This is a genomic window from Aquimarina brevivitae (assembly GCF_004216895.1).
GTDB lineage: Bacteria > Bacteroidota > Bacteroidia > Flavobacteriales > Flavobacteriaceae > Aquimarina > Aquimarina brevivitae.
In genome coordinates, this window is sequence record NZ_SGXE01000001.1 from 1,123,002 (window position 1) to 1,135,558 (window position 12,557).

Here is a 12,557-nt window from a genome sequence, read left to right on the forward strand (position 1 = left end):
GCGCTTTTAATCAATTATTATTTATTATTAACATAATCCATTAAGTTGACGTCGTTACCCAATAAAATTTCATTAGAATTTATTCTTCCTTCGAGCTGGTCATTTTCTAATTTTAGTACTCCTCTGGGACAAACAGCAGCACAAATTCCGCATCCCACGCAGCTAGAGCGAACGATGTTTTCTCCTTTCTGTGCATAAGCGCGTACATCGATACCCATTTCGCAATAAGTAGAGCAATTACCACAAGAAATACATTGCCCACCATTAGTTGTAATTCTAAATTTAGAGAAAAGTCTTTGCTGAGCTCCTAAAATAGCTGCCATAGGACATCCAAATCTGCACCAAACTCTATTACCTAAGATGGGATAAAAACCGGTACCAATTACTCCTGAAAAAATTGAACCAATAGCAAATCCATAGGCTTTTTGTAGTTTGTAATCTTTAACAAAGAAAATAGAATTGCCTTCGGAAAAATGATTCATAAGCAACACGCCTACAATAGTTAGTAAAACAGCACCACCAGCAAATTTTGCATCTTTATCCAATCTATTTCTGCGGTAGATCATAATTACTGCGAATAACAAAGAAAGAAAAGTAACAACTCCCCAAACAAATTGAGTTTTTGTCATAAAACTTTTTTCGGGGTTTTTGCCAATATAACTATACAGTACTGCTATTGTCATAACTACTGCAAATACCAATACGGTATGTATGGACCATCTTTCGAATTTCCAAGCCGCTAATTTTTTACTGCTAAGCTGTCTAAATGAGTCCCCAGCAGTTTCTGCTAGTCCTCCACAACCGCAAACCCATGAGCAATACCAACGTTTGCCATATTTGTAGGTCAAAAAGGGAGAGATCACAAAAATAGAAAGTATACCAAAAAGTAACATTGCAAAGCCTACAGTACCGCTATTTAAAAACCCATTGATATTCCAATCATAAAAGAAATAATAATTTAGCGGCCACATGTTTTTAAAATCGTAGTACGGGTAATTTAAGGCTTGCATAAACTCTGGTATAAGAAAAGCAAACCCTAACTGAAAAAACATTACAGACACCGTTCTTAGTTGCTGATAGCGATTGTGTCGATATTTCAATAAAAATTTATATCCAAAAACAAGTATAGCCACAGTATATAATGTTCCATACACAAACCATTGACTAGCGGGTTGTCCTTTTAGCAAGTAGCTCAATGGATCAAATAGCGCTATTAAACCGGTATTGGGTTTATCTGCAGCGGTTTGTCCTAGAAATTGAGGGTAAAAATACAGTATGATATAAAAACCAGTTAAAGCAACTCCAGCGATCCAACCCAATAAACCTCTAGAGGATATGGACTTAAACCATACCCCGTCATTTTTAATGCCTTCGGATGTAGTTAAATAGGCATTATTAGAAAACAGAACGGTACCGATAGTAATCAAAATTAATGATAAGGTGAGTGCAATAGCTCTGTTAGGAAAGTCTACATTAAAAACCGCTAATAGCAGTATGATTAATCCAGCAATGCCCACGGCAACAGCTATTTTCTGTATGGTTGATAATCCTTTGGGTTCAGGACTGGCCAAAGACAGGCTATGATCTATTTTAGTATTCATATCTTTTTATTTGTTGCTTCGTTTTAGTTAGGTTTAGGTAGTTTGTAGTTGAGAATTCTGAAAAGAAAGGCTAATTTCTTCTTCATACTTTTTATAGAATTCAGGATCAAAATTGGCCTCAGTAAGGTGCTTGATGACATAGTCCACATCTCTTTCTTCTGTTAACCACCGATCAAATACTTCGTGGCGCATTCTTATCCCAAAGGTGTTGATGCCTAAAAATCTTCGATCGTTTTTATGATAAGAGATGGTGATGCATTTGGTGTCATCACTGTGTTTCCAATGAAATTGGGCTTCGTATTCTTTAGGTTTGGCAAATACCCAACCATAGGTTTGATATTCAATATCTAAAAATTTAGCACTATTAAACCAGTGCCCTGGGTTATAGGCAATCCTATTATCACAAATGGTTTGTGCAACGGTTTCTCCCATCATTCGACCGGTATACCAAACAGCCTCTACGGGTCTACGCAGTCCAATGGCTTCGTGCTGCTCAGCACAATCCCCAATGGCATATACATCAGGGATATTGGTTTCTAAAAAACGATTTACTTTAACACCTTTGCCTAGTTCGATATTAGAATCTTTTAAAAAATCAATATTTGGAGTAACACCGGCAGTGAGTCCCACAACATTACAATCAATTACTTCTCCAGTTTCCTGAACAACCACTCCTTTTACTTTACCTTGATCATCAGCAATAATTTCCTTAAGATTTGAGGATAGTCGTAAGTCAATGTGATGTTGTTCAATATGTCTGTTGATCATTGCACTTTCTCCTTCAGGTAACACGCCGTTCCAAAAGCTACTTTCTCTTACCAAAAAGGTAACTGGGATATCTCTACTTCTCAACATTTCTGCAAGTTCAATACCTATCAATCCACCGCCTACAATTACAGCTCGCTTGCAACTATTGGGATTTGGAGCGTATTTTTCAAGTTGATCTAAATCTTGCTTATGATACATCCCCATTACACCTTTTAGGTCTTGACCAGGCCAACCAAACTTGTTGGGCTTTGAACCTGTAGCGATAATCAAAGTGTCATAGTGCAATGTATCGCCGTCAGAAAACTGTAAAGTTTTATTTTCGGTGCTTACTTTTTCTACAAAAGCTTTTCTTAATTCGATATTGTTCTTTTTCCAAAACCAATTTTCATAGGGTTGGGTATGGCTAAATTTCATATGCCCCATATAGATGTACATCAAAGCGGTGCGCGAAAAGAAATATTCTGTTTCTGAAGAGATTATTGTTATTCTTTTATCAGACATTTTTCTGATATGCCTGGCCGCCGTGACGCCAGATATACCATTGCCTATAATTACCACATGTTCCATAAAATTGGGTGTTGATTAGCTTGATACTTCATTGTATCCTTATGTCGGTATTAAATATAAAAACTTAATGTTAGAATCTAATTTAGAATTGATCTAAAAGAAGAAGTAATGTAAGTTTTGCATAACATAGGCCGTAAATACATCTCCTAGATATAGGCTTAGGCTAAAATGTTGTATTTTAACTGTAAAAAAAGGATGAATAAATTACTTGGGCTACTTCTTGTGTTACTATTTTTAAATTGCCAAGGACAAAAATCAAAAATTAATGGAGTGAGTTTTGTCGCTGCTCCACAAGAAATTACAATTACTGCTGTAGATCCCGTAGTGAAGCTTAATGCAAATTGGGCAGCAGTGATGCCTTATGGTTTTGTAAAAAAAACAGATTCTCCTGAAGTTATTTTTAATATCGAGCGACAATGGTGGGGAGAACGCAGAGAAGGTGCAAAGAAAACTATTGCGCTACTTAATGCTAAAAAGATTCAGGTTATGCTGAAGCCACAACTCTGGGTTTGGCAAGGAGAATTTACGGGTTTGATTGCAATGAAAAGCGAATCAGACTGGATTGCCTTTGAAAAATCGTATAGAAAATTTATTATGCTTTATGCTGAGTTGGCCAAGAAGATGGATGTACCGTTACTATGTATCGGTACTGAATTAGAAAAATTTGTGCAGCAAAGGCCAAAGTATTGGAATCAGTTAATTGACGATATTAAAAAGGTATATAAGGGAGAATTAACTTATGCAGAAAATTGGGACCAATATCGTAACACAGCTATTTGGGATAAATTGGATTACATAGGTGTAGATGCCTATTTTCCGGTAACAGATAAACAATCTCCAACCATTTCTGAATTTAAAGAAGGATGGCAAAAACATAAAGTAAACCTGCAAGATTTTTCCGATAAACACCAAAAACCAATTTTGTTTACCGAATATGGTTACCGAAGTGTTCATTATACGGGTAAAAGGCCTTGGGATGCAAGCAGATCTGAAAATGATATCAATTTGGAAGCACAGAAGAATGCTTTAGCTGCTATTCATCATGAGTTTTGGCAAGAGGATTGGTTTGCAGGAGGTTTTTTATGGAAATGGTTTCATAATCACAATGAAGCGGGTGGTAACAACAATAATCGATTTACAATACAAAATAAACCTGCGGAGGACTTGATCCGGCAGTTGTACTCCTCCAATAAATAAGGGTCATTAACAATTAAACGAAAACCATAAGGATTTTATGAGCAATTAGTTGGCTACTCTTTCTTTATAATAGCGATAGAGTTCTTCGGATGAAGCTCCCATCCATTTTTTGAGATGAATGGTTAAAAAATGGTATTGTAAACGCCATATTCCCACTTCTCTGTATCTTCTGGCAGAGGTGATAATGTGTTTGGGAATAATAACAAATTGATTGATGTCGAATAATCGGTCTACTAAATCATTATCTTCATAAACAATAAATTCTTCATTGTACCCTCCTATTTCATCAAAAAGTTTTTTGGTAATAAATTGACTTTGATCGCCTCCACGACATTTTTTACTTCTAAATTTAGTCATCCATCCTAGGAATTGCAACCACCAGTGGTTGTCATCAAATTTCATCCTGAAACATCCTGCCAGATTATTGTTTTGTACTTCGTTAAGGATTAAGCGATCATATTCTGCAGGCGGGAAGGAGTCTGCATGTAAAAAATATAAAATTTCTCCAGATGCGTGCCGTGCTCCTGTATTAAGTTGTTTGGCGCGGCCTTTTTCTGAACTGATAAATTTTATAGAAGTTGTATGTTCTTTTGAATAATTTTCAACTATTGATTTAGAATCATCTGTACTACCTCCATCCACTACCAGTATTTCTAAAGCGCTTGGTGTGGTTGCTTTATCTAGTAAATGTTGAAGCAGCTTACCTATGGTAGCTGCTTCATTTAATATGGGTATAACTATCGAAATCTTCAAAATAGTATCTTTTTAGGATTTCTAAAATTACGTATTTAATCTAAGGCATACGCAGAGTTGTCTATTTTTGTTTCATTAAGATTCCAGTTGTACTCTTTATAACCCTTAGAGTCTTGATCTGTAATTCTAATCTTTGCATAACGATTAATAAAATCTTCTACATCTCCTCCATTTACTTTAAAATCTCTTCTGTACCATTTAAAGATTTTAGATAAGACTATGACATTAGGCGTAATTATATTTCGCTTTGGATCATTAATAAATTTTTCAGTTTGTCGATCGAGAGCTCTTTGTAGGTTTTCTCCGGTATAGGCTCTATTCCATACTACCGGGCAAGAAATTGATGCGCAATTAATAGCAAAATGAATTCTAGGATCTCCAAATTTTCTCAAAATTTTGTGTTCCAAATCGTTTAGGCTATACCATTCTCCATCGATTTTAAAAAACTCTTTATCCCAGGGATCCTTTAAATCTTTAATGCTTTTTACAGGATAACTATCGATAATAAGTTTGACCGTGTATGCATTATAGGCATTGATCCAATACGCCAATTTCTCATTTCTTGACCAGGTTTCATCCGGCGCGTTTTCAGAAAGCTCCTGGAAATATCTATATAATAGCGAGCTATCTCTCATAAATCCATCATAGTTTACATTACCATCTTCAGACACGTTTAGTAATACGGCCTGATCCCAGGTAGAGTGATCAAATTTTTGTTGTGCAACTACTGAGAAGGTAACGCTTATCAGCAGTAAAGTAATTATATTTTTCATGTTTTCTAGATATGTTTTAATAGTTAGAATAAAGTATTCTAGTTCCTTGTTTCTCCTATATTTACGAGGCTTTTTGATCTGCGGTTTTCATGATAGTGTTAAAGTAATCACAAAGTGATGTTTACGTCAATCTTCAGGATTAGTAACAGAAATTAATCCAGAACATAGGTAGTGGGGTTAATTTTTGTTTCATTTAGACTCCAATCATAGTCTGCGTATCCTTTATTGGGTTGATTGGAAATTTTTACGTTAGCATAAGAGTTAATAAAGTCGACTACATCTTTATTGTCTGTTTTAAAGTCCCGTTTGTACCAAGAGAAAATCTTAGATACTTTAACTTCTGTTGGCGTTATCGTATTTCTTGTGGGGTCGTTGATAAACTTTTTGGTTTGCTGCTCTAATAAGCGTTGAAGATTAGCAGCAGTATAAGCTCTGTTTAAAACGACAGGGCAAGAGTAGGACGCGCAATTTATTGCAAAATGAATTCTGGGATCACCAAATTTTCGTAAAATTTTATGCTCTATATCATTAAGGCTAAACCACTCGCCATCAATTTTAAAGAATTTTTTGTCCCAGGGATCTTTTAGGTCTTTAATACTTTTAACAGGGTAGCTATCGATGATAAGTTTGATGGTATATGCGTTATAGGTATTAATCCAATATGCCATTTGCTCATCTTTGGACCAGCTTGCATCGGGCTTATTTTCTGTTAATTGTTGAAAGTAGGTGTATAGCAGGGAACTATCTTTCATAAAACCATTGTAGTTGACCAGACCATCTGTAGAAACATTAAGAATCAGTGCTTGATCCCAGGTAGAATGATCGAATTTGTTTTGACCGGTAACGACTAGGGTAAGGGCGAAAAAGATTAAAGAAGCTATGGTATTGAGTTTTTTTGTTTTCATAATTGTAAACTATTGTTGGAATAACTTATATACGTTAAAATCCATTATTTGGATGTATTCTTAGTTAGCGAGTAGTAAAACTTCCTTACATCTTTTTTTATGAAGTAATGATTGAACTTATAATTTTTCTCGACGAATATTATTTTTATTCACTTGAAGATAAGTGACTTATACTTCATTTTATTGTTATTTTAAAAATCAATTAACATTGTTTTTTAGTAATACATTAACACCTGCCTTTATGAAAAAGTTGGTAATAAAAAGAAAAAGCTAGTTTCAAAAAGGTAAAAAACAAAGAAAAACTAAAGTGATAATTGATTTTGTATATAAAGCTGAATCTTCTTTATATATTTGATACAAACCAACTCCATGTCTAAATACCTATTTTGTCTCTGCCTTATTATGGTTTGTACAATTACTGCTCAGGATAAAGTTAAAGCGCCTTTTGATATTGATGCAAATTATTTTTATGGAACCATATTGGAGCATAATCCAGATATCGCCCATTTAATTACAGCGCATCCTCAGGGAGTTATGCTGAGTTTTAATCAAAAAACAATTGGAAAGCACGAGTGGGAACGTTTGTATGGGTATCCTGATTATGGTTTTTCATTTATCCATCAGGATATGAAAAATACCTACCTGGGTGAAAATTACAGTATTTACGGACATCTCAATTTTTATTTTTTTAATGATAATTTGCAATTCAGAGTAGGGCAGGGTATTGCAATTACCACAAATCCCTATGATCGAAATACCAATTATGTTAACAACGCTTATGGTTCCAGGTTATTAAGTTCTACCTATTTAAAAATTAATTATAAAAAAAGTAATATCATTCAAAACCTAGGTGTCGAAGGCGGAGTGTCGATCATTCATTATTCTAATGCAAGTTCTAAAGCACCTAATAATAGTACAAATACGTTTGCATTTAATATCGGTGTCAATTATAGTTTGCAGCAAAATGAACTTACTGAACCCTTAGTTACTGATAAAGATTTAAAATACACTGAACCTTTAGCCTATATACTTGCATTTAGAGCAGGGTCTAATGAAACGGATGTTATTGGATCGGGTCGTTTTCCTTTTTATACCTTCTCGGCTTTTGTGAGCAAGCGAATCAATAAAAAGAGCTCATTACAATTAGGAGTAGATGCTTTTTTTGCTGAGTTTTTGAAGGAATATGTAAAGTACCAATCTATTGCATTTCCAGAAAATGGCATCCAGGGAGATGAGGACTGGAAACGCTTGGGTGTTGCCTTTGGACACGAATTACATATTGGTAAATTATCTTTACTAACCCATTTAGGGTATTACGTATATTATCCTTTTGAATATCAGGGGAGATGGTATAACCGAATTGGATTACAGTATATGGTTTACAAAAACTTTTTTGTAGCTACTACAGTAAAATCTCACGGAGCCACGGCAGAGGGAGTAGAGTTTGGTGTAGGATTAAAAATTTAAATAAGTATGAAAGTAATAGGACCTATAATTATTGCAGTTTTGATATTAATATCTTGTGGTTCAGAAAACTCTTGGGATTGCCTACAAACTACTGGGGAAATTATCACGGAAGAAGTTGAGGTAGTTAATTTTAATGCAATAAGTGTGTTGCAGCGGTCACAACTGATTATTAGTCAGGGTACTCAGCGTGTTAGGGTGGAAACAGGTGAAAACCTTATCAATGATGTTGAAGTTTATGTAGATAATGGTACTTTAATAATTGATAATAAAAATAGTTGTAATCTGGTTAGAGATTATGGTGTTACCAAGGTATATGTCACAATTCCCGATATCACCGAAATACGAAACGCTAGTGGTTTACCTGTTATAGGCGAAGGAGTTTTGAGTGTTACAGAATTAACTTTGACCTCAGACGATTTAGAGGAAGAAGATTTGTATCGAAAAGTTGGCGATTTTAGACTAAACTTAGATGTAGATCAATTAACAATAATTACCAATGGAAAATCTAACTTCTTTTTAGATGGTCGGGCAACAGCAGTGGATATAAACTTTCTTGATGGCGATAATAGATGTGAGTGTACTGCATTAGACGTAAATACACTCTCAGTTTTTCATCGAGGTACTAACGATATCATTATTGCTCCACAAACATCGGTAACAGGAGAATTACGTAGCACAGGGAATCTGATCCTTAGAAGCCGCCCTGCTGTGGTAGATTTACAAGAATTGTATACAGGGCGTCTTATCTATCAGGATTAATAATTGTCAAATTAGATTTACTGTTGTTCATTTAAATTCCAGTCGTATTCTATATAATTTAACGCGGCTCCAGTATTGATTTTGGTAGTTGCATACCGATTGATATATGCTCCTACCGAATTTATACCATTAATTACATAATCTTTTTCGTACCACTTAAAAATTTTAGAAAGTTTAGGGCTTTCTTCGGTGATATCATTTTTATTAGAATTGATAAATTCCTTCGCTGCTTTATCCAATTGTTCGTCAATATTAGCGGCGGTGTAGGCTTCATTTTGAAGTTTAGGACAGGAAATAGAGGCGCAATTAATAGCAAAATGAATTCTTGGTTCATTCATTTTGCGTAGCACCCCATTTTCAATACCACCTAAGGACATAGTACGATCGCCAACTGGGACAATAGCTTTTGTCCAGGCGCCACCTATATCTTTAATGCTCTTTACCGGATAATTTTTTACAATTAAATCGACCGTGTAGGCATTATAAAGGTTGATATAATACGCCAATAACTCCTGAACCGCCCATTCCTCCGTCGGTGGATTTTCTGACAAAGTGGTTAAATATGCTTGTAGTGCTTCTTGATCCGCTTTGAATCCTTTATAATCGACAAAACCTTGTTCATCTACATATTTTTGCAATAGAGCAGTCCATGGGCTGTGATCAATTTTTGGATCTGTGGATTGCAAGCTTGTCAAGGGCTCAGGAACTTCCTTAATGGGTTGTCCTTGACTTGATATGCCAGCAGCAGTTAAAAGTGCACAACTTTGACAAAAAATTAGTGTACAAAACAGTGGAATTAGCAAACGTCTCATAAGTATTATTTTTTTAATTCATCTAGCAACATCCTCCACCATCATAATGAAATGTAGATTCGCTAATAAAAATATCATCTCTACCTAAATCAGCCAGCGCTTTAGCAGTTTTGTCACAAACGGCAATCGGTTGGTTTTTTAATAGCACATGCCCTTTTTTGTCATCAAAATAGTCTTGATCTCCATAGTAAATAGCTGCTTTACCAGTAAATATACAAGGCCCATCAGCTGGCATTGGATCTTTAATAGCTGCGACTTCAATGGATTCAATGTAGATTAATTCATCTGTAGGATAATTTTTTGGGTCAAGAATGCGATAAGGTTTACGAGCACGTATTTCTATGGTTCCAAAGCCAACATCGGTTAATGCTTTAACATAGTCTTTGATAGGCAAACTACCACTAAGACATAAGGCTCTTAGCCGCTCATCATTTCTTAATTTATCATTCATTGGCTGCTCGCAGGTAGGATCACTCATTACCAATCTACCGTGAGGTTTAAGTACCCTATACATTTCTTGGATAGCCTTTTTTAAATCTTCTTCCTTAAAAATATTGAAAAGACAATTCTGTGCTGCAACATCGATACTATTGTCATCAACTGGTAAATTGAGTGCATCTCCAAACCTCAGATCAACAAATTCACTGTTAAACCAGTCATTCTGAGCTTCAGCTTCTTTAAAATTTTTACGAGAAGCTTCTAACATTTCCTGGACCACATCAACACCGATTACTCCATGTTTTTGGCGTGAGAAATAAGAAAATTGAAGAAGCTCCATTCCACCACCAACACCAACATATAAAATTTTTGGATTGTTCGTTAAATCTCTGGCATGTACGGTGCTTCCACAGCCGTAATTCATCTCCTGCATGATTTTCGGAATTTTGAGTCCTGGTAATTCCCATATAGGGTTAGTTGTACAGCAAAGTCCTACATCAGGTGTTAATGCCGCTTCTTTATAAACATCGTGGGTAGTATTTAAGTAACTCATTTGGTATTTATATTAAATCTTATTTTATTTTTAGTTCTTTTCAGTATATACGTTATATTTCACGCACTAGTTTTCTAAAGAGGGTGATTAAATTGGGCTCTGCTTTGTTTGCTGTAGCAATAATCTCCTCAATGTCAATGGGAGCAAGGTTTTCGGGATCACATTCATCAGTTAAAACGGATATGGCAACCACAGGTAAGTCTAAGTGATTAGCCACGATTACCTCAGGTACTGTACTCATACCTACGGCATCTGCACCAATGATCTTCAGGTATTTATATTCTGCTCGGGTTTCTAATTGCGGCCCCACTACAGATGCATAAACTCCAGTGTGCAGTGTAATATTATGATCTTTGGCAATATTCTTCAACTTGTTGCTCATTACTTTGTCATATGGGGTACTCATATCTGTAAAGCGACTCCCTAGTTGCTCAACGCCTTTAAATGCTAAAGGTGACCCGCCTTGCAAATTAATATGATCGTCTAATAACATTAAGTCGCCTTTTTTAAAATTTAAGTTAATAGCACCAGAGGCATTAGAAATTAAAAGATTTTTAATGCCTAATTTATGCATAATGCGTACTGGATATGTTACGTCTTGCAGCGTATATCCTTCGTAAATATGAAATCTACCCTGCATCACAACCACTTTTTTGCCCTCTAGGATTCCGTATAAAAGCTTGCCTTTGTGAAATTCTACAGTAGCAGTAGGAAAGTTGGGGATATGGTTATAGCTTACTTCGTGTAAGATTTCTATATGATCAATTAGCTGACCTAATCCTGTTCCTAGGATAATGCCTGTTTCAGGATTATCAAATCCTTTGTTGATCAGGTAATCTGCAGTGTCTTCAATAAACTTTGTCATTTTGGTTGTAAAAATATTTTAAAAGCTGAATTATTTTTAATGTCTTCGTAGGTATCAATGTCATTTCTTTCAGGTAGAAAGGTAACCTGATCTTTGTTAAGATCTTGTAATGTATCCTTCAGAACAGTGGCAGTACCCCATTGTTTTTGTTTGAAAATTTTTGAGTTTAAGGAGTTCATACCGAGTAGATAGTATCCACCATCTAGTGCCGGTCCAATTATATAAGGACTATTTTTTAGTTGATCAAACGCGTTTTCCAAGTCTTTTTGACTAAGGTCAAACATATCACTACCAATAATTATAATAGAACTGTATCCCTGATCAAATCCGGATTTAAAGGCGTTGTACATACGCTCGCCAAGGTCATCTCCTTCTTGTTTCTTTTTGGTATAACACTTCTCATTCCAGATGTCGTTTTCTCGTATCGCTTCAGAATAATATACGTGTTTATCTACCTCAAGGTCTTTGGTTATAGTAACCGTATGATCCAGCAGAAATTTGTATACCTCCAGGGCAGCAGTATCGCCAATGGTTTTGGCTAATCGCGTTTTGCATTTTCCTAATTCAGGATTGCGCGTAAAGATAATCAGTAAGTTTTTGGTTTTCAATATCAATATACTTTTATACCATTATGTAACCACTTGCTCCATTTCTTAGAGTATGTATGGATACTATCTGTTGGTTTATTTAATCCATTGACTACTGGACAATTTTTATTTTTCCATTCAAAAATACCTCCATAAAGATTGAATACATTTTTATAGCCTAATTGTTGTATTTTTTCGGCTACATTTTCAGAACGTATACCTAAACTACAATAAACAACAAGTGTAGCATCTTTAGGAATGTTTAAACGTTTTAAATTTTCTGTAGAAAAGTCACGGTACCCAACATATACTGCATTTTTTATATGACTTGTTTTGTATTCATTGGGTTCTCGGCTATCTAAAATTATCATAGCATCTTGTTTCTCCTGAAGCTGATCAACAGTTATATAAGGCACAGATTCCTTATTGTATCTTTTTAAAAGATCAGACAGTGCATCTTGTCCATAATTAAATTGAGCAAGCAATACTAGAAATAACAAGTAAGTTTTCAT

Annotated in this window: 12 protein-coding genes and 1 pseudogene; 3 read left to right on the top strand and 10 right to left on the bottom strand. The window is 35.2% G+C overall.

Translation table 11 applies throughout. The features are described 5' to 3' along the window. Window positions 1-17 precede the first annotated feature (17 nt). Window positions 18-1,601: a 4Fe-4S binding protein gene (locus tag EV197_RS04755; protein ID WP_130285582.1), complete on the bottom strand. Its 1,584-nt coding sequence runs from the start codon at window positions 1,599-1,601 to the stop codon at window positions 18-20. Window positions 1,602-1,634: 33 nt separating this feature from the next. Next, a complete protein-coding gene (locus EV197_RS04760; RefSeq protein ID WP_130285583.1) occupies window positions 1,635-2,936 on the bottom strand; it encodes an NAD(P)/FAD-dependent oxidoreductase in 1,302 nt (433 codons plus the stop codon). Between the two features lie 195 nt (window positions 2,937-3,131). On the opposite strand from EV197_RS04760, the gene EV197_RS04765 reads away from it, so the two are divergent. Then, on the top strand, window positions 3,132-4,133 hold the full coding sequence (locus EV197_RS04765; RefSeq protein WP_130285584.1) for a glycoside hydrolase family 113: 1,002 nt from the start codon (window positions 3,132-3,134) through the stop codon (window positions 4,131-4,133). Window positions 4,134-4,178: 45 nt separating this feature from the next. Here the strand turns inward: EV197_RS04765 and EV197_RS04770 are convergent, their stop codons facing one another. From EV197_RS04770 to EV197_RS04780, 3 genes are all read right to left on the bottom strand, one after another. After that, entirely contained in the window at window positions 4,179-4,886 is a 708-nt protein-coding gene (locus EV197_RS04770) for a TIGR04283 family arsenosugar biosynthesis glycosyltransferase (RefSeq protein WP_242610689.1), read from the bottom strand. Window positions 4,887-4,921: 35 nt separating this feature from the next. Next, window positions 4,922-5,659 carry a DUF547 domain-containing protein gene (locus tag EV197_RS04775; RefSeq protein ID WP_130285586.1) on the bottom strand — a complete coding sequence of 246 codons (738 nt, stop codon included), beginning with the start codon at window positions 5,657-5,659 and terminating at the stop codon, window positions 4,922-4,924. A 152-nt stretch (window positions 5,660-5,811) separates the two neighbouring features. Continuing rightward, window positions 5,812-6,564: a DUF547 domain-containing protein gene (locus EV197_RS04780; RefSeq protein ID WP_130285587.1), complete on the bottom strand. Its 753-nt coding sequence runs from the start codon at window positions 6,562-6,564 to the stop codon at window positions 5,812-5,814. 534 nt (window positions 6,565-7,098) lie between these two features. On the opposite strand from EV197_RS04780, the pseudogene EV197_RS17285 reads away from it, so the two are divergent. Both EV197_RS17285 and EV197_RS04790 read left to right on the top strand, forming a co-directional pair. Beyond that, window positions 7,099-7,500: pseudogene (locus EV197_RS17285) on the top strand (acyloxyacyl hydrolase); the annotation flags it as partial. A gap of 537 nt (window positions 7,501-8,037) precedes the next feature. Beyond that, window positions 8,038-8,790 (top strand): head GIN domain-containing protein, encoded by a 753-nt coding sequence (locus EV197_RS04790; protein ID WP_130285589.1) that lies wholly within the window; start codon window positions 8,038-8,040, stop codon window positions 8,788-8,790. A gap of 17 nt (window positions 8,791-8,807) precedes the next feature. On the opposite strand, the gene EV197_RS04795 is transcribed toward EV197_RS04790, so the two are convergent. From EV197_RS04795 to EV197_RS04815, 5 genes are read right to left on the bottom strand one after another with little or no spacing between them, the layout of a single operon-like run. Continuing rightward, window positions 8,808-9,602 (bottom strand): DUF547 domain-containing protein, encoded by a 795-nt coding sequence (locus EV197_RS04795; RefSeq protein ID WP_130285590.1) that lies wholly within the window; start codon window positions 9,600-9,602, stop codon window positions 8,808-8,810. Between the two features lie 22 nt (window positions 9,603-9,624). Further along, window positions 9,625-10,593, bottom strand: a complete 969-nt coding sequence (gene arsM, locus EV197_RS04800) for an arsenosugar biosynthesis arsenite methyltransferase ArsM (protein WP_130285591.1) — start codon at window positions 10,591-10,593, stop codon at window positions 9,625-9,627. 52 nt (window positions 10,594-10,645) lie between these two features. After that, entirely contained in the window at window positions 10,646-11,458 is an 813-nt protein-coding gene (locus tag EV197_RS04805) for a purine-nucleoside phosphorylase (protein ID WP_130285592.1), read from the bottom strand. Further along, window positions 11,455-12,066, bottom strand: a complete 612-nt coding sequence (locus tag EV197_RS04810) for a TIGR04282 family arsenosugar biosynthesis glycosyltransferase (RefSeq protein ID WP_423190645.1) — start codon at window positions 12,064-12,066, stop codon at window positions 11,455-11,457. Before EV197_RS04810 ends, EV197_RS04805 begins: the two co-directional genes overlap by 4 nt. A gap of 2 nt (window positions 12,067-12,068) precedes the next feature. Next, on the bottom strand, window positions 12,069-12,557 hold the full coding sequence (locus tag EV197_RS04815; protein WP_130285594.1) for a rhodanese-like domain-containing protein: 489 nt from the start codon (window positions 12,555-12,557) through the stop codon (window positions 12,069-12,071).